We start from the raw sequence: 16,963 nt of genomic DNA, 5'->3' as shown, positions 1-16,963 counted from the left end.
GACCGGCGGAGCCGGATCCGCGCTGCCCCGGTTGGGAGAGGATGTGCTTGGTTGGGCGGGCGTCTTGCTTGGCTGCCTTTTGGGGGGATTGGCCGCCTATATAGATAGCAGGTAGTAGGTGGCAGGCGCCTCAGCCCTTCTCGGCTTCGGAGCGGGTGGCCACCACCTGCAGCTTCAGTTCGCCCAGGGCCTGGAACAGCGCGTTGCGGCTGGTTTCGGGCATGTCGCCGAACATGTTCTTGACCCAGGTCTCGTGGGCGCGGGCCATGCGCGAGAAGGCTTTCTTGCCTTGCGGGGTGAGCTTGATCAGCGAGCTGCGGCGGTCGGATTCGACCTTGGTGCGGACCACCAGGCCTTCCTTTTCGAGCTGGTCGGTGATGCCGGTGATATTGCCGTTGGTGACCATCATGTGGCGCGACAGTTCGCCCATCTTCATGCCCTTGGGCGCGCGTTGCAGCTGGGCCATCAGGTCGAAGCGCGGCAGAGTGGTGTCGAAGTCGTTGCGCAGCCGGCTGCGGATCTCGCCTTCGATCAGGTTGCAGCAGGTCAGCATGCGCAGCCACAGGCGCAGCGCGTGGTGGTCGTCGGGCGCGGCGCGGGATTCCAGGTCGGGGGTGTCGGTCATGGCGGAAGAGTTACCGGGAGGGCGGTTGGTCGGCGGGCGTCGGCGCCGCGGGCGCGCGGCCCGGCGCGCGCGTCTTGAGCGGCGGCGCAATGTCGGGTAAGGTCGCGCGGTCAGGGGAGCGGAACAGCGTAGCCATGCGGTAGTTTATTGGTAAAAACCCTAGACTTGTTTTGGCGAATACTTTAAACCTAAACTATGAAGCACGCCAGCCTTCCCCACGTCCCGCGGCGGGGGCGGGTGTCGCAAGCTCCCGCATGACTCCCGTTTGACGGCGGCGCACAGGCGCCGGCAGGCCGGGAAGAAGTCTTTCGAATCGCACCTCCAAAAAGAACATCTCTGCGCGGGCTCGCGCACGGAGCATCCACCATGCGTTTGATCACTTCCCTACTCGCCGCGGCCGCCCTGGTTCCGGCGCTGGCGCAAGCCGATGCCATCAAGGTCGGCATCGCCAACGACATTTCGGGCCCGTTCTCGGCGCTGGGCGCCGAGGCCCGCGACGGCTTCAACCTCGCCATCAAGCAGCTGGGCGGCAAGCTGGGCGGCCAGCCCGCCGAATTCCTGCAGACCGACATGGGCGGCAATCCCGACCAGGCCCGCCAGCTGGTCACGCGCTACCTGCAGCGCGAAAAGGTCGATTTCTTCACCGGCCCGATCGGCTCGAACGTGGCGCTGGCCGTGGGCCCCGCGCTGTTCGCCGCCAAGGTGCCCTACCTGTCCAACAATCCGGGCCCCAGCCAGTTCGCCGGCGCCCAGTGCAATCCCTACTGGTTCGGCACCTCGTACCAGAACGACGCCTTCCACGAGGCCGCCGGCAAGGTCGCGGCCGACAGCGGCTTCAAGAAGATGTTCATCATGGCCCCGGACTATCCGGCGGGCAAGGACGCGCTCAACGGCTTCAAGCGCGGCTACAAGACCGCCCCGGGCGACGAGGTCTACACCAAGCTGGGCCAGATCGACTACGCGGCCGAGCTGGCGCAGATCCGCGCGGCCAAGCCGGACGCGGTCTACATCTTCCTGCCTGGCGGCATGGGCATCAATTTCGTCAAGCAGTTCGTGTCGGCGGGCCTGTCGCAGAGCATCAAGCTGATCGGCCCGGGCTTCTCGGCCGACGAGGACGTGATCCAGGCCGTGGGCGAGCCCATGCTGGGCATGGTCAACACGGCGCAGTGGGCGCATGACCTGGACGTGCCGCAGAACAAGGCCTTCGTTGAGGCCTTCCGCAAGGAATACAACGGCCGTTATCCCTCGGTCTACGCGGCCCAGGCCTACGACGTGATCATGGCCATGGACGCGGCGGTCAAGCAGGCCGGCGGCAAGGCCAGCGATCGCGACGCCATCGTGCGCGCGCTGGAAAAGGCCGACTACCCCTCGGTGCGCGGCAGCTTCACTTATGGCAAGAACCACTATCCTATCCAGGCCTATTACCAGCGCGTGATCCAGAAGGACGCGAGCGGCCGCATCACCAACAAGCTGGTGGGCAAGGTCTTCGACAAGTACCAGGACGTCTACGTCGGCGAATGCAAGTAGGTCCACCCCCGAAGCGCTGACGCGCTTCCCCCTAGGCGGGCCCCCCTCCAGGGGGCATGCCTGCGGACCGGCAAAGCCGGGGCCGCGGCATCCCGATGGTGGGGCACCCGTTGCGTTGTCGGGCACTTCCTCGAGGTTGGTCTCGTGGCATGCGGTGGGCAGGCGGTATCTGAAGAACTGGAAGCGCTTTACTGAATCGACCGTGCGCCAGGCCATCGGCGGCGCGCGGCAGGGGGGTAGTGTTCATGACGTTTACGCTGATCGTCGAGCAATTGCTGAACGGTCTGCAGTTTGGGTTGATGTTGTTTCTGATCGCGGCCGGGCTGACCCTGGTGTTCGGCATCATGGACATCATGAATCTGGCTCACGGCTCGCTCTACATGGCCGGCGCCTACGTGGCCGCCGAGACCATGCAACGCACGGGTTCCTTCACCGCCGCCGTCCTGGTGGCGGCCGTCGCCACCGGGCTGGTCGGCGTGGCGCTGGAACTCACGCTGATCCGCCGCCTCGCGCTGCGCGACCATCTGGCGCAGGTGCTGGGCACTTACGCGGTCATCCTGATCGCCAACGACCTGGTCAAGATGATCTGGGGGCCGGCGCCGGTCATGCTCAACATGCCCGCGACGCTGTCCGGTCCGGTGCGGCTGCTGCCGGACCTGCTCTATCCCGCCTACCGGCTCATGATCATCGCTTTCGGCGTGGCTGCCGCGCTGGGCCTGTACTGGTTCGTGACACGCACGCGCGCCGGGGTGCTGGTGCGCGCCGGCGCGTCCAACCGCCAGATGGCCACGCTGATGGGCGTGCGGGTGCCGCTGCTGTTCCTGGGCGTGTTCGCGCTGGGCGCCATGCTGGCCGCCGTGGCCGGCGCGCTGCTCGGCCCGATCACCTCGGTGCAGGTGGGCATGGGCGAGGAGATCCTGATCCTGGTGCTGGTCTGTATCGTCATCGGCGGCATCGGCTCGATCCGGGGCGCCTTCGTCGGCGCCTTGCTGGTGGGCATGGTGGACACGGCGGGCCGGGCCTTCCTGCCCATGCTGCTGCGCCAGGTGTTTTCGCCCGCCGTGGCGTCCAGCGTGGGTCCCACGCTGGCGGCCATCGCCATCTATGTGCTGATGGCGGCGGTGCTGGTGTTCCGGCCTTCGGGCCTGTTTCCGGCGCGGGGGTAAGGCAAGATGCGCAAACAGACTGCCTGGACCCTGGTCCTGCTGGCCCTGCTGGCGGTGTTTCCGCTGGTCGCGCCCGCGCTCGGCCTGGACTTCTACATTTCCTTCGTGCGCCGCGTGCTGATCTACGCGCTGGCCGCCACCAGCCTGAACCTGATCCTGGGCTACGGCGGCATGGTGGCGCTGGGCCACGCGGCCTTCTTCGGCGCCGGCGCCTATGCGGTGGGCATCCTGGCCATGTCGGGCGTCACGTCCGCGCTGGTGTCCTGGCCGGTGGCCGTGGCGCTGGCGGCCGTGCTGGCCTGCGTCACCGGCGCGATCTCGCTGCGCACGCGCGGCGTGTACTTCATCATGATCACGCTGGCCTTCGCGCAGATGCTGTTCTACATCTTCATTTCGCTGCGGCAGTATGGCGGCGAGGACGGGCTGAACCTGCCGGGTCCGTCGACGCTGCCGGGCCTGTCGCTGGGCGACGATGTGTCGTTCTACTACCTGGTGCTGGCGCTGTTCACGCTCCTGACCTGGCTGTTCGGACGGCTGGTGGCCTCGCGCTTCGGCATGGCGCTGCAAGGCATACGCGAGAACGAATCGCGCATGGAGTCGCTGGGCTATCCGGTCTACCGGATCAAGCTGGCCGCCTTCACCTTGAGCGGCGCCGCGGCGGGACTGGCCGGCGCGCTGCTGGCCAACCACAACCTGTTCATCTCGCCCAGCCTGATGCACTGGACCCAGTCGGCCAACCTGCTGATCATGGTGCTGGTGGGCGGCATCGGCCTGCGCTACGGCGGCGTGGCCGGCGCGGTGGTGATGCTGACGCTGGAAGAGGTCCTGCGCTTGTGGACGGAATACTGGCACCTGCCGCTGGGCGTGCTGCTGCTGGGCGTGGTGTTCGGCGCGCCGCGCGGGCTGGTCGGCCTGCTGGGACCATGGTTCGCCGGCCGCGCGGCGGCACAGCCGGGCAAGGAGGGATCGCGATGAACGCCGTCAATTCCGCGGTTCCGGCCCTGGAGGCGCGCGGCCTGGTGCGTCGCTTCGGCGCGCTGGTGGCGACCGACCAGGTATCGCTGAGCCTGGCGCCGGGCGAGATCCACGCCCTGATCGGCCCCAACGGCGCCGGCAAGTCCACCCTGATTCACCTGCTCTCGGGCACGCTGTCGGCCGACGCGGGCACGCTGCTGCTGGGCGGGCGCGACGTCACCGGCATGAACGCGCACCAGCGCGTGGCCGCGGGCCTGTCGCGCTCGTACCAGATCACCAATATCTTCAAGCAGTCCTCGGTGCTGGACAACCTGGTGCTGGCGGTGCAGGCGCACGCGGGCAGCAGCTTCCGCTTCTGGCGCCCGCGCGCGGCCGAGACCGCGCTGTATGAACAGGCGCGCGAGCTGGCGCGCGAATGCGCCATCGACGCCAGCCTGCTGGAGCGTCCCGCCGGCACGCTGCCGCACGGCGAGCAACGCAAGGTGGAGTTCGCGCTGGCCCTGGCCGCCCGGCCCGCCGTGCTGCTGCTGGACGAACCCATGGCCGGCATGGGGCCGGACGAGACGCTCAGGCTGACCGAGCTGATCGAGGCCATGCGCGGCCGCGCCGCCATGTTGCTGGTCGAGCATGACATGCAGGCCGTGTTCCGCCTGGCCGACCGCATTTCGGTGCTGGTGTACGGCCGCATCATCGCCACCGGCACGCCCGACGAGATCCGCGCGAACGCCGACGTGCGCCAAGCCTATCTGGGTGACGAGGAAACCGCGCCCGCCCGCCAGGAGACTGCCTGATGCTCTCGATCGAATCGGCCAAGAGCGGCTACGGCGCGAGCCAGGTGCTGTTCGGCGTGGACCTGCGCATCGGCGCGGGACAGGTGGTGACCTTGCTGGGCCGCAACGGCATGGGCAAGACCACGCTGCTGCGCACCCTGTTCGGCCAGCTGCCGCTGCGCGGCGGCGCGATCCGCTTCGCCGGGCAGGACATCAGCGGCTGGAGTCCGGACCGCATCGCGCGCCTGGGCATGGCCATCGTGCCGGAAGGGCGGCAGTGCTTTCCCAACCTGACGGTGCGCGAGCACCTGACGGCCTTCGTCGCGGCGCGCAATCCGGACATCGGCGCGCCCTGGACGCCCGAGCGGGTGTTCGAGCTGTTTCCCCGCCTGGGCGAGCGCGCCCGCAACATGGGCAACCAGCTGTCCGGCGGCGAGCAGCAGATGCTGGCTATCGGCCGGGCGTTGGTCACCAATCCGCGCCTGCTGATCCTGGACGAGGCCACCGAGGGCCTGGCGCCCAAGATCCGCGAGGAAATCTGGAATTGCCTGGCGCGGCTGCGGGAGGCCGGCCAGACCATCCTGGTGATCGACAAGTATGTCGAGCGGCTGCTCAGCCTGGCCGACCAGCACGTGATCCTGGAGCGCGGCAAGGTGGTCTGGACCGGCGACTCGCCGGCGCTGGACGCCGATCGCGGCCTGTGGGAACGCTATCTCGGGGTGTAGCGAGAAAGCCGCAATTCCCCCGCGCCGCCGGTTTGAAGATGCGACATAAACGGCAATAAAACCACATATAGTTTGCCGCAAGGAAAAACTTGACGCACAAAACGCTTCAAGGCGTTTACACCCGTTTCCATCGCCTGCGCGGTTCTCTACACTAAGCGCGCCACGCACCAGCTCGGTGCGCGGCCATCACTGCCCACGAGGCGGGTCGAGCGCGCGGCGGCAAGCCCTGCCCGCGGCCGCGGACTCGCGGCCGGGACGGCAGGCCGCGCATGCAAGACACTCCGCGCACGCCGCTACTTATCCAGTTGTCAGGAAGACTACGCATGGCGAAATGGGGTTTGCGCAAGAAATCGCTTATGGCTTTGCTGCTGGCGTGCCTGGTCGCGCTGGCGCCGGCCGCATTGATCGGCTGGCAGCTGCTGGATGGCGTCAGGGATCACTTCGGGCGGGCATTCGCCGACAACTTCACGCAACTGAACCGCCAGCGCATCCTGGCGCCGGTCTCGCGCGAACTGGCCCTGTCGCTGCGGCTGGCCGACAGCGAGGTCACGCGCCGCTGGCTGCGCAATGAGTCCGATCCGGCCGCGCGCGAGCTGTTCTTCCGCGAAGCCGACGGCTACCGCCGCGATCTGCTGGGCCGGGCCTACTTCATCGCCAGCGCGGCCACCGGCAATTACTACTTCAACGACGACCAGCCCCTGTCCGAGGCGCCGCGCTACACGCTGAGCCGCGCCGCCGCCGATGACGGCTGGTTCTACAAGTCGCTGCAGGCGCCCGCGCTCTACAACATCAACGTCAATCCTGACCTGAAGCTCAAGACCACGCGGGTCTGGATCAACGCGCAGGTGCGCGATGGCGACAAGGTGCTGGGCCTGACCGGCGCCGGCCTGGACGTGGGCGGCTTCCTGCGCGACTTCGTCAATAGCGGCCAGGCTGGCGTCACGCCCATCATCGTCGACGAGACGGGCGCGATCCAGGCGCACATGGATCCCACGCTGATCGCCTACAACTCCGGCGCCGGCGGCGCCGACGGCCGGGGCATGGTGTTCACCCTGCTGGACGCCGGCCCGGGGCGCGACGAGTTGCGCTCGGCCATGCATGCGGCGCAGGCCGATCCGCAGTCGGTGCAGTCGGCCTGGGTCGCGGTGGACGGCCGCCGCCAGCTGGCGTCGGTGGCCTACATGCCCGAACTGCACTGGCATGTGGTGACCATGGTGGACCTGGGTGCGGCCCGGGTGCTGGACACGGGCTGGATCTGGCCGGTGGCGGCGGGCCTGGTGCTGCTGTTCGCGGCCATGCTGCTGTGCTTCGGCTATGCCGTCGAGCGGCTGATGCTGCGGCCGCTGCGCCGGCTGCAGCAATCGGCCCGCGCCATCGCCAACGGCAGCTATGACGTCAGCCTGCCGCCGGGCGGGCAGGACGAGATCGGCGATCTCAGCAATGCCTTCGGCGTCATGGCCGACAAGGTGCGCCAGCACACGGCCGAGCTCGAGAGCAAGGTGCGCGAGCGCACCTCGGAGCTGGAAAACGCCAACCGCGCCATGGCCGCCGCGCACAAGAAGATCGGCGACTCCATCGACTACGCCAGCCTGATCCAGCGGGCCATCCTGCCGGACCGCCAGCTGACCCAGTCGCTGGGCGAGCATCACTTCGTGCTGTGGAAGCCGCGCGACGTGGTGGGCGGCGATTTCTACGTGTTCCGTTCCGATGGCGGGAATTGCCTGCTGGGCATCATGGACTGCGCCGGCCACGGCGTGCCGGGCGCGCTGATGACCATGCTGGCGCGCGCCGCCATCGATCTGGCGATCACCGAGGTCGGCCCGTCCGATCCGGCCGCCGTGCTGACCCGCACCGACAGCGCGATCCGCGCCATGCTTGCGGACGCGCAATTGCCGCGGGCGCTGGCGACCAATACCGATGCGGGGCTGGTATATATTGACCGCCAGGCTGGCCTGCTGCGCTACGCGGGCGCGAAGATCAGCCTGTACGCCAGCAATGGCGATGCGTTGCGCGAAGTTCCCGGAGGAAGGCGCGCGTTGGGTGATAAGCGCGCGGGCGCCTATGAGAATATCGAGCTGTCGATGGAGCCGGGCTGGACCTACACCCTGGCGACCGATGGCTTCCTGGACCAGGCGGGCGGTGAACATGGCTTCGGCTTCGGCAATACGCGCTTCGCCGACATGCTCAAGACCCACGCGCGGCGGCCGTTAACTGAACAGGTCGCCGCGTTCACGCAGGCGCTGGCCGATTATCAGGGCGGCCAGCCGCAGCGCGACGACATCACCTTGCTGTCTTTCCGTTTCGAATAATCGTTATCAGGGCGCCAACTTCCATGAATGCCTCCGATCTGTACGCCTTGGGCGAGCGGTTCAACCAGAACCGGACCCTGTTGTGCTTCAACGGGCCGATCTCCCGCAGCCTGATCGAAGAAATCGGCAACGCACTGAAGAACTACCTGAATGTCGAGCACGCCCGGCCGGCGGAGGCCATGGACGTGTTCTCGGTCTATATCGAAATGATCCAGAACATCCGCCAATACGCCGCCCAGAACGGTGACACCGACGCCTGCGCCACGGTGGTCATCGGCCGCCGCGACGAAAGTCGTTACGTGGTGTCGGCCGGCAACCTGGTGCGGATCGAGGACGGCAACGCCCTGGTGGCGCGCGTCCAGGAGCTGGCTGCCCTGGACAAGGCCGAGCTCAAGGCCGCCTACAAGGCCCAACTGCACAAGCCCCGGGCCCAGGGCGTGGCCTCGGGCGCGGGCCTCGGGCTGATCGACATCGCCCGGCGCTCGGGCGCGCCGATGGAGGCCAGCCTGACGCCGGCCGCCGGCGAGGGCTCGGCCTTCTTCAGCCTTAGCGCGGTGATCTGAACGCCGCCATGCCCACGGATTCCCAATTGAACAGGCCCCATGCGCCGGACCCAGCCGCCCGCGTCCGCGACGGGGCCCATCGGAGCTATTGATGAAAGACCTGACCATTCCCGGGACCCAGTCCACGCCCGCCATCACCGCGGATCCGGCGCGGGGCCTGCTGACCATGCGCGGCGATTCCTATCCGGAAAACTCGTTCGAGCTGTTCGGCCCGGTGATCGAGTGGGTGGAGTCCTATCTGCTGGCATCGAGCGCGCCGCTCAACCTGGAACTGGAACTGCTCTACCTGAACACCAGCAGCATCAAGTCCATGATGGACATCTTCGACGTGCTGGAAGCCGCCCACGGCAAGGGACGCCAGGTTGGCGTCACCTGGTTCTATGACATGCGCAACGAGCGCGTCGGCGAGCTGGCCGAGGAATTCAAGGAAGATTGCACCTTTCCCTTCTCGGTTATCGGCCGCCAATGAAATTAGGCAACGCCGACCTGGATCAGCGCATCGCCGAGTTGTTGGCGGATCCCGCCCATGCCGGGCATCCGCTGCGCGAGGCATTGGAGGCGCTGTGGCGCCATACCGCCGACCAGATGGCGCGGATCGAGCGCGTGACCCAGCTGTCGGATGCCTACCAGACCATGGCGCATGAGCGCGAGATCGGCCTGTGCGACCGCTTCGACCGGCAATTGCGCAGGCTGACCCGCATCGCCCGCATCTCCGACCATTACCAGAGCATGATGCGCGACCTGAACGCCGCGCTCGAGGAAACGTCCAGCCGCGACCCCCTGACCAGCCTGTTGAACCGCCGCGCCCTGATGGAGACGATCAAGCAGGAAGTGCAACGTGTCGCGCGCGGCGGCCAGCCCTTCGTCGTGGGCATGCTGGACGTGGATCATTTCAAGGCGGTCAATGACCGCTACGGCCACGAGGCCGGCGACCGCGCCCTGGTCGAGCTGGCCAGGGTGCTGCGCCACGGTCTGCGCGAGTACGACCTGTGCGGCCGCTGGGGCGGCGAGGAATTCCTGGTGCTGCTGCCCAACACCGGGCCGGAGGCGGCCCAGATCGTCATGGACCGGCTGGTCGGCGAAATCCGCGCCCTGTCCGTGGACGTGGGCGGCGAGGCGATCCGGCTCACGGTCAGCATCGGCATGTCGCGCCATCAGCTGGGAGAGACCTTTTCAGAAACGCTCAGCCGCGCGGACCAGGCCCTGTACCTGGCCAAGCAGGATGGACGCGACCGCGTCGCCCTTGGATATACCCCCGGCGCTGAATGACCCCGGAACTGCTGTATTCCGGTATTGGAGCCTCATATGCTTGATTCTCATCTGGGCGTTCCCGACGCGGATCCAGAAGCGGACGCGTGGCGAACGGGCAGCTACCTGGCATCGATGGATCGGGCGCTGCTGCTGTTCGATTTCGACCCGGCCGGCTCCGTGTTGAGTACGAATGCGAATTTCCTGGCGGCCATGGGCTACGCCGGCGCCGAGGCGCTGGCCCTGCGCCACGACCTGCTGTGCGACAGCATGGACGAGGGCAAGGGCATTGCCAGCGCCGAACAGATCTGGGCCCGGCTGCGCCGCGGCGAACACTTCTCCGGCACCTGCCGCTACCGCCGCCGCGACGGCGGCGCGCTGTGGATCGAGGCCACCTACCTGCCGCAGATCAATCCGGCCGGCGAGGTCGAGCGCATCTCGGTCGTCTCGCGCAAGTCCATCGCCGACGCCGAACGGCAGGAAGAGGTGCGCCTGCTGCTGCTGGGCATCAACGAGACCGGCAACGCCGTGGCCGTGTCCGGCCCGGACGGCCGCATCGTCTACGTCAACGAAGGCTTTCACCGCATGCTCGGCTTCGGCCGCGCCGACGCGGTCAACCAGGAGCTGGGCGAACTGCTGGCCGGCGGCCGGCCGGATGGCGGCACGCGCGAAGAGCTGGACCGCCGCATCGCCTGCCGCGAGGGCTACCACAAGGACGTGCTGGTCTACGACCGCGCCGGCAAGCCGCTGTGGGTGTCGGTCATGGCCAACTCCGTGTTCGACGAGCGCGGCACGCTGGTCAACGTGGTGGACGTGCTGACTGACATCACCCCGACCAAGGTGCACGAGGTGCTGCAGCGCCGCGTGCTGCAGGCCATGGTCAACGAGGCCTCGGTCACCGAAGTGATGAACATGGTGTGCCGCGAGGTCGAACGCCTGGCGCCCGAGGTGCTGACCACCGTGCTGCGGGTGGACGATGCCGGGCGGCTGCGGCCGCTGGCCGCGCCCAGCCTGCCGCCGGCGTTCAGCGACGCGCTGGACGGCGAGCCCATCGGCCCGCAATGCGGCGCCTGCGGCACTTCCGCCTTCCTGGGCCGGCCGGTCATCGTGCCGGATATCGCCACCGATCCGCTGTGGGACGGCTATCGCCACCTGCCGCTGCCGGACGACATCAAGTCCTGCTGGTCCTCGCCGATCAAGTCTAGCGATGGCCGCGTCATCGGCACCTTCGGCTTCTATTTCCGCGAGCGCCGGCTGCCCGACGACTTCCATCACCGCCTGGTGGATGTCTGCGTCTACCTGTGCGCGCTGGCGCTGGAGCGCGAGGAAGCGCGCGCCCGCATCCGCCAGCTGGCCTTCTACGACGAATTGACCGGGCTGCCCAACCGCAACCTGCTGCTGGCCCAGTCCGAGCAGGCCATCGCCCGCGCCGAGGCCGAGCGCAAGCGCGTGGCGGTGCTGTTCCTGGACCTGGACCGCTTCAAGCAGGTCAACGACACGCTGGGGCACCCGATTGGCGACGCCTTGCTGCGCGAGGTCGCGCTGCGGCTGCGGCGGCTGGCGCGCGCCACCGACATCGTCGGCCGCCTGTCGGGCGACGAGTTCGTCATGCTGTTGCCCGATTTCGAGCATGGCCGGCTGACCGCCGCCGCCGAGCACATCCTGGTGGCGCTGGCGCAGCCCTTCGCCGTGGGCGGCATCACGCTGAATCCCTCGGTCAGCATCGGCATCAGCGTCTTCCCGGAAAACGGGCGCGACATGGACACGCTGCTGCGCCATGCCGACATGGCCATGTACCAGGCCAAGACCGCCGGCCGCAACCGCATCTCCTTCTTCAGCGCCGAGATGAACCGCCAGGCGCAGGAACGCCTGGCGCTGGAGGCGGCCCTGCGCGACGCGCTGGAAGGCCGCGCGCTGCGGCTGCACTATCAGCCGCAGGTCGGGCTGAAGAACGGCAGCCTGTACGGCGTCGAGGCGCTGGCCCGCTGGCGCCATCCGACGCTGGGCGAGATCTCGCCAGCGCGCTTCGTGCCGCTGGCCGAGGAATGCGGGCTGATCGGCGACCTGGGCGACTGGGCGCTGCGCGAGGCTTGCTCGCAGCTGGCGACCTGGCGTCACAACGGCCTGCGCGTGCCTTCGGTGTCGGTGAACCTGTCGGCCACCAACTTCCACAACCTGAACCTGCCCCGGATGATCGCGGCGACGCTGGCGGAATTCGGCCTGGCGCCAGGCGACCTGATGCTGGAGATCACCGAGGGCGTGGTGCTGGACGCCACCGCCGGCACGCTGCGCACCATCGCCGAACTGCATCGCCTGGGCGTGCGCCTGTCCATGGACGATTTCGGCACCGGCTATTCCAGCCTGGGGCACTTGCGCCGGCTGATCGTCGACGAACTGAAGCTGGACCGCAGCTTCGTGCAGGGCCTGGAGAGCGACGACGCGGCGCGGGCGCTGACCAGCGCCGTGATCCGCATCGGCGAGAGCCTGAGCCTGCCCGTGGTGGCCGAGGGGATCGAGAACGAGGAGCAGCGGCGCTTCCTGATCGAGCAGGGCTGCGCGGCGGGGCAGGGCTTCCTGTTTTCGCCGCCCTTGCCGGCCAACGACCTGGAGCAGTGGCTGCGCGGTCGGTTCTAGCGGCAGCTTGAACGCAAGGGCGGGCCTGGTCCCGCCCTTGTGCCGTCCCGGGCAGGCCGCAACCCTCGGCGCGCGCCCTCGCGCCATCCTCCCTGGCTTCCTGCTTGGCTGCTTCACGCAGCAATTCGTCCCCATTTGATATTCCGACTTGTCGCTTCCCCTATTTGCGATAGGTCAATTTCGGGTATATATTTCAAGCCTAAACTATCCAGACCTAAATATCTGCGGCCCCCGCTCCAGCACACCCAGAGCGCCCGTCGCACACCATGGAGTGCATACGGCAATGAAAATAGTCTGCATCGGCGGCGGTCCCGCCGGCCTGTATTTCGGTCTGCTCATGAAGTTGCAGGACCCCGCCAACGAAGTCACGGTGATCGAGCGCAACCGCCCGTACGACACCTTCGGCTGGGGCGTGGTGTTCTCGGACGCCACCATGCAAAACCTGCGCGAGGCCGATCCGGTATCCGCCCAGACCATCGGCGACGCCTTCAACCACTGGGACGACATCGACATCCACTTCAAGGGCCGCAGCCTGCGCAGCGGCGGCCACGGCTTCATCGGCATCGGCCGCAAGAAGCTGCTGAACATCCTGCAGGCACGCTGCGAGGACGTGGGCGTCAAGCTGGTGTTCGAACAGTTCATCCAGGATGATCAGGCCATCGCCCGTGAGTACGACGCCGACCTGGTGATCGCCTCGGACGGCATCAACAGCCAGATCCGCACCCGCTACGCCGACACCTTCCGCCCCGACATCGACCAGCGCAACTGCCGCTTCGTCTGGCTGGGCACGAAAAAGGTCTTCGACGCCTTCACCTTCGCCTTTGTGCAGACCGAGCACGGCTGGTTCCAGGCGCACGCCTACCGCTACGAAGACGGCATGTCCACCTTCATCGTGGAAACGCCCGAGGAAACCTGGCAGGCCGCCGGCATCGAACAAATGAGCCAGGAAGAGGGCATCGCCTATTGCGAAAAGCTGTTCGCGCCCTGGCTGGACGGCAATCCGCTGGTGAGCAACGCCTCGCACCTGCGCGGCTCGGCCATCTGGATCCGCTTCCCGCGCGTCATCTGCAATACCTGGGTGCACTGGAACACGCTGGACACCGCCCGTGGCGAACGCCGCGTGCCGGTGGTGCTGATGGGCGACGCCGCCCACACCGCCCACTTCTCCATCGGCTCGGGCACCAAGCTGGCGCTGGAGGATTCCATCGAGCTGGCGCGTTGCCTGAGCGGCGCCGAAGGCAGCGTGGAACACGGCTTGAAGCACTACGAGGAAGTGCGCAGCGTGGAAGTGCTGAAGATCCAGAACGCCGCCCGCAACTCCACCGAATGGTTCGAGAACGTCAAGCGCTACGCTGGTCTCGAGCCGGAGCAGTTCGCCTATTCGCTGCTGACCCGCTCGCAGCGCATCTCGCACGAGAACCTGCGGCTGCGCGATCCGGCATGGCTGGAAGGCTTCGAGCGCTGGATCGCCGAGCGCGCCGGCGCGCCGGCCCCGGCCGGCCAGCGTCCGGCCATGCCCATGCTCACGCCCTACCAGGCGCGCGGTGTGCGGCTCAAGAACCGCATCATGGTCTCGCCCATGGCCATGTATTCCTGCCAGGACGGCGTGCCGGGCGACTTCCACCTGGTGCATCTGGGCGGCCGCGCCATGGGCGGCGCCGGCCTGGTAATGGTGGAGATGACCTGCGTCTCGCCCGACGCGCGCATCACCCCGGGATGCCCCGGCCTGTGGAATGACGATCAGGCGCGCGCCTTCACGCGCATCGTGGACTTCGTGCACGGCAACAGCGACGCCCGCATTGGCGTGCAGATCGGCCACGCCGGGCGCAAGGGCTCGACCCAGCTGGGCTGGCAGAAGATCGACCATCCGCTGGCCGAAGGCAACTGGCCGTTGCTGTCGGCCTCGGCGCTGCCCTATATCGAGGGCGTGTCGCAGACGCCGCGCGCCATGACGCGCGCCGACATGGACCAGGTGCGCGACAATTTCGTGGCCGCCACCAAGCGGGCCGTGGCCGCCGGTTTCGACTGGCTGGAGCTGCACTGCGCCCACGGCTATCTGCTGTCCAGCTTCATCTCGCCCCTGACCAACCTGCGCGACGACGAATACGGCGGCAGCCTGGAGAACCGGCTGCGCTATCCGCTGGAAGTGTTCCACGCGGTGCGCGCCGCCTGGCCCGAGGACAAGCCCATGTCGGTGCGGATCTCGGCGCACGACTGGGTCGAGGGCGGCATCACCCCCGACGACGCGGTCGAGATCGCGCGCCGCTTCAAGGCCGCCGGCGCCGACATGATCGACTGCTCGTCCGGCCAGGTCAGCAAGGCCGAGAAGCCCGTCTACGGCCGCATGTTCCAGACGCCCTTCGCCGACCGCGTGCGCAACGAGGCGGGCATTCCCACCATCGCCGTGGGCGCGATCTTCGAGGCCGACCATGCCAACGCCATCATCGCGTCCGGCCGCGCCGACCTGTGCGCGCTGGCCCGTCCGCACCTGGCCGACGCGTCCTGGACGCTGCGCGAAGCCGCCCGCGTGGGCTATCGTGACGTGACCTGGCCCAGCCAATATTTCGCCGGCAAGCGCCAGCTGGAAACCAACTTCGAGCGCGCCGCTGCCATGGCGCAACTGGACGTCAAATGAGTGAACTTGCATTGCCCCTGGCGGGCCGCCATGCGCTGGTGACGGGCGGCGCCCGCGGCATCGGCCTGGCCTGCGCCCGCGCGCTGCTGGCGCGCGGCGCCCGCGTCACGCTGCTGGGCCGCGACGGCGCGGCGCTGGACAGCGCCGTCGGGGGGCTGGCGAGCCTGGGCCAGGCCCAGGCCGTCAGCGCCGACATCGCCGACGAAGCCTCGGTGCGGCAGGCCTTCGCGCAGGCCGAGGCCGCCTTCGGCCCGGTGCACATCCTGGTGAACAACGCCGGCCAGGCGGTCAGCCAGAAGTTCGAGCGCACCGATGCCGCGCTGTGGCAGAACATGCTGGCGGTCAACCTGACCGGCACCTTCCACTGCGTCCAGGCGGCGCTGCCGGGCATGCTGGCGGCGGGCTGGGGCCGGGTGATCAACGTCGCCAGCACCGCCGGCCTGATCGGCTATGCCTATGTCAGCGCCTACTGTGCCGCCAAGCACGGCGTGATCGGCCTGACGCGCTCGCTGGCGCTGGAAACCGCGCGGAAGGGCGTGACCGTGAACGCGGTCTGCCCCGGCTACACCGAGACCGACATCGTGCGCGGCGCCGTCGCCAACATCGTCGACAAGACCGGCATGACGCCGGACGCCGCCCGCGCCAAGCTGGCCGAGCGCAACCCGCAGGGCCGCCTGGTGCAGCCCGAGGAAGTGGCCGAGACGGTCGCCTGGCTGGCCCTGCCGGCCAGCGCCTCGATCAACGGCCAGGCCATCGCCGTGGACGGCGGCGAAGTGATGACCGGCTGAGCCGGCGCCCACCCCTTGCATACAGAAACGGAGACACCATGAGCACGCAGACCGAAGAACACACCATGAAGCACCACAAGCGTCCGCTCGCCGGCTACCAGGCGAAGACGTTCCTGTGGCAGGTGTCTGCGGACGGCAAGGTCGCCACCATCACGTTGAACCGGCCCGAGCGCAAGAATCCGCTGACCTTCGATTCCTACGCCGAGCTGCGCGACCTGTTCCGCGCGCTGGTCTACGCCACCGACATCAAGGTCGTGGTGGTGACGGGCGCGGGCGGCAATTTCTGCTCTGGCGGCGACGTCCACGAGATCATCGGCCCGCTGACCAGGATGAGCATGCCCGAGCTGCTGGACTTCACCCGCATGACGGGCGATCTGGTCAAGGCCATGCGCGCCTGCCCGCAGCCCATCGTGGCGGCGGTGGACGGCATCTGCGCCGGCGCCGGCGCCATGATCGCGCTGGCCTCGGACATGCGCCTGGGCACGCCGGCCGCGCGCACCGCCTTCCTGTTCACCCGCGTCGGCCTGGCCGGCGCAGACATGGGCGCCTGCACGCTGCTGCCGCGCATGATCGGCCAGGGCCGCGCGTCGGAATTGCTGTACACCGGCCGCGCCATGACGGCTGAAGAGGGCGCCAGCTGGGGCTTCTTCAACGCGCTGCACGATGGCGCCGGGCTGCTCGATGCCGCCCAGGCGCTGGCCGCGCAGCTGGCCGCCGGCCCGACCTTCGCGCACGGCGTGACCAAGAAGCTGCTGCATCAGGAATGGAACATGGGCGTGGACGAGGCCATCGAGGCCGAGGCCGAGGCCCAGGCCATCTGCATGCAGACGCGCGATTTCCATCGCGCCTACGAGGCCTTCGTCGCCAAGCAAAAGCCCGTCTTCCAAGGGGACTGAAGGGAGAGGCCCACCCCCGAGCGCTACGCGCTCCCCCTCCAGGGGGCGCTGCTGCGGACCGGCAAAGCCGGCTCCGCGCAGCCGCGATTGAGCCACACCTGT

14 protein-coding genes are annotated in these 16,963 nt (G+C 68.1%); 13 read left to right on the top strand and 1 reads right to left on the bottom strand.

Going from position 1 to position 16,963, the window contains the following annotated elements; all coding sequences use genetic code 11:
• Window positions 1–130: 130 nt before the first annotated feature.
• A complete protein-coding gene (locus AC6LJ9_RS05620; protein WP_212317269.1) occupies window positions 131–625 on the bottom strand; it encodes a MarR family winged helix-turn-helix transcriptional regulator in 495 nt (164 codons plus the stop codon).
• A gap of 366 nt (window positions 626–991) precedes the next feature.
• Between AC6LJ9_RS05620 and AC6LJ9_RS05615 the strand changes: the two genes are divergently transcribed.
• The 13 genes from AC6LJ9_RS05615 (at window position 992) to AC6LJ9_RS05555 (ending at window position 16,861) form a co-directional block, all read left to right on the top strand.
• On the top strand, window positions 992–2,152 hold the full coding sequence (locus AC6LJ9_RS05615; protein WP_498146774.1) for an ABC transporter substrate-binding protein: 1,161 nt from the start codon (window positions 992–994) through the stop codon (window positions 2,150–2,152).
• A 245-nt stretch (window positions 2,153–2,397) separates the two neighbouring features.
• A complete protein-coding gene (locus AC6LJ9_RS05610; protein ID WP_212317274.1) occupies window positions 2,398–3,318 on the top strand; it encodes a branched-chain amino acid ABC transporter permease in 921 nt (306 codons plus the stop codon).
• A gap of 6 nt (window positions 3,319–3,324) precedes the next feature.
• Window positions 3,325–4,293 carry a branched-chain amino acid ABC transporter permease gene (locus AC6LJ9_RS05605; RefSeq protein WP_498146773.1) on the top strand — a complete coding sequence of 323 codons (969 nt, stop codon included), beginning with the start codon at window positions 3,325–3,327 and terminating at the stop codon, window positions 4,291–4,293.
• A complete protein-coding gene (locus AC6LJ9_RS05600) occupies window positions 4,290–5,084 on the top strand; it encodes an ABC transporter ATP-binding protein (RefSeq protein WP_498146772.1) in 795 nt (264 codons plus the stop codon). The genes AC6LJ9_RS05605 and AC6LJ9_RS05600 overlap by 4 nt, the downstream gene beginning before the upstream one ends.
• Window positions 5,084–5,788: an ABC transporter ATP-binding protein gene (locus AC6LJ9_RS05595; protein WP_103272294.1), complete on the top strand. Its 705-nt coding sequence runs from the start codon at window positions 5,084–5,086 to the stop codon at window positions 5,786–5,788. Before AC6LJ9_RS05600 ends, AC6LJ9_RS05595 begins: the two co-directional genes overlap by 1 nt.
• Before the next feature lie 323 nt (window positions 5,789–6,111).
• Window positions 6,112–8,097 (top strand): biofilm regulation protein phosphatase SiaA, encoded by a 1,986-nt coding sequence (gene siaA, locus AC6LJ9_RS05590; protein WP_498146771.1) that lies wholly within the window; start codon window positions 6,112–6,114, stop codon window positions 8,095–8,097.
• Window positions 8,098–8,120: 23 nt separating this feature from the next.
• A complete protein-coding gene (gene siaB / locus AC6LJ9_RS05585; protein ID WP_498146770.1) occupies window positions 8,121–8,660 on the top strand; it encodes a biofilm regulation protein kinase SiaB in 540 nt (179 codons plus the stop codon).
• 91 nt (window positions 8,661–8,751) lie between these two features.
• Entirely contained in the window at window positions 8,752–9,129 is a 378-nt protein-coding gene (gene siaC, locus AC6LJ9_RS05580) for a biofilm regulation phosphoprotein SiaC (RefSeq protein WP_498146769.1), read from the top strand.
• Window positions 9,126–9,929 carry a biofilm regulation diguanylate cyclase SiaD gene (gene siaD / locus AC6LJ9_RS05575; protein WP_498146768.1) on the top strand — a complete coding sequence of 268 codons (804 nt, stop codon included), beginning with the start codon at window positions 9,126–9,128 and terminating at the stop codon, window positions 9,927–9,929. The genes siaC and siaD overlap by 4 nt, the downstream gene beginning before the upstream one ends.
• 36 nt (window positions 9,930–9,965) lie before the next feature.
• Window positions 9,966–12,542: a sensor domain-containing protein gene (locus AC6LJ9_RS05570; RefSeq protein ID WP_498146767.1), complete on the top strand. Its 2,577-nt coding sequence runs from the start codon at window positions 9,966–9,968 to the stop codon at window positions 12,540–12,542.
• A 283-nt stretch (window positions 12,543–12,825) separates the two neighbouring features.
• On the top strand, window positions 12,826–15,177 hold the full coding sequence (locus tag AC6LJ9_RS05565; RefSeq protein ID WP_498146766.1) for a bifunctional salicylyl-CoA 5-hydroxylase/oxidoreductase: 2,352 nt from the start codon (window positions 12,826–12,828) through the stop codon (window positions 15,175–15,177).
• Window positions 15,174–15,965 carry an SDR family NAD(P)-dependent oxidoreductase gene (locus AC6LJ9_RS05560; RefSeq protein WP_212317299.1) on the top strand — a complete coding sequence of 264 codons (792 nt, stop codon included), beginning with the start codon at window positions 15,174–15,176 and terminating at the stop codon, window positions 15,963–15,965. Before AC6LJ9_RS05565 ends, AC6LJ9_RS05560 begins: the two co-directional genes overlap by 4 nt.
• Window positions 15,966–16,003: 38 nt before the next feature.
• The gene (locus AC6LJ9_RS05555; RefSeq protein WP_498146765.1) at window positions 16,004–16,861 is read left to right on the top strand and encodes an enoyl-CoA hydratase family protein; all 858 of its coding nucleotides are present in this window, start codon (window positions 16,004–16,006) and stop codon (window positions 16,859–16,861) included.
• Window positions 16,862–16,963 lie beyond the last annotated feature (102 nt).

This window comes from Achromobacter sp. 1011811831 (genome assembly GCF_059760905.1).
Note: the sequence above shows the minus strand (reverse complement) of the source record. Positions and strands in the feature narration are given on the sequence as shown.

Excerpts from the sequence above, each read along its gene's own strand:
- siaA (WP_498146771.1), top strand. The coding sequence starts at position 6,112 with ATGGCGAAATGGGGTTTGCGCAAGAAATCGCTTATGGCTTTGCTGCTG.
- siaB (WP_498146770.1), top strand. The coding sequence starts at position 8,121 with ATGAATGCCTCCGATCTGTACGCCTTGGGCGAGCGGTTCAACCAGAAC.
- AC6LJ9_RS05555 (WP_498146765.1), top strand. The coding sequence starts at position 16,004 with ATGAGCACGCAGACCGAAGAACACACCATGAAGCACCACAAGCGTCCG.
- AC6LJ9_RS05595 (WP_103272294.1), top strand. The coding sequence starts at position 5,084 with ATGCTCTCGATCGAATCGGCCAAGAGCGGCTACGGCGCGAGCCAGGTG.
- AC6LJ9_RS05610 (WP_212317274.1), top strand. The coding sequence starts at position 2,398 with ATGACGTTTACGCTGATCGTCGAGCAATTGCTGAACGGTCTGCAGTTT.
- AC6LJ9_RS05570 (WP_498146767.1), top strand. The coding sequence starts at position 9,966 with ATGCTTGATTCTCATCTGGGCGTTCCCGACGCGGATCCAGAAGCGGAC.
- AC6LJ9_RS05605 (WP_498146773.1), top strand. The coding sequence starts at position 3,325 with ATGCGCAAACAGACTGCCTGGACCCTGGTCCTGCTGGCCCTGCTGGCG.
- AC6LJ9_RS05615 (WP_498146774.1), top strand. The coding sequence starts at position 992 with ATGCGTTTGATCACTTCCCTACTCGCCGCGGCCGCCCTGGTTCCGGCG.
- AC6LJ9_RS05565 (WP_498146766.1), top strand. The coding sequence starts at position 12,826 with ATGAAAATAGTCTGCATCGGCGGCGGTCCCGCCGGCCTGTATTTCGGT.
- siaD (WP_498146768.1), top strand. The coding sequence starts at position 9,126 with ATGAAATTAGGCAACGCCGACCTGGATCAGCGCATCGCCGAGTTGTTG.
- AC6LJ9_RS05600 (WP_498146772.1), top strand. The coding sequence starts at position 4,290 with ATGAACGCCGTCAATTCCGCGGTTCCGGCCCTGGAGGCGCGCGGCCTG.
- AC6LJ9_RS05620 (WP_212317269.1), bottom strand. The coding sequence starts at position 625 with ATGACCGACACCCCCGACCTGGAATCCCGCGCCGCGCCCGACGACCAC.
- siaC (WP_498146769.1), top strand. The coding sequence starts at position 8,752 with ATGAAAGACCTGACCATTCCCGGGACCCAGTCCACGCCCGCCATCACC.
- AC6LJ9_RS05560 (WP_212317299.1), top strand. The coding sequence starts at position 15,174 with ATGAGTGAACTTGCATTGCCCCTGGCGGGCCGCCATGCGCTGGTGACG.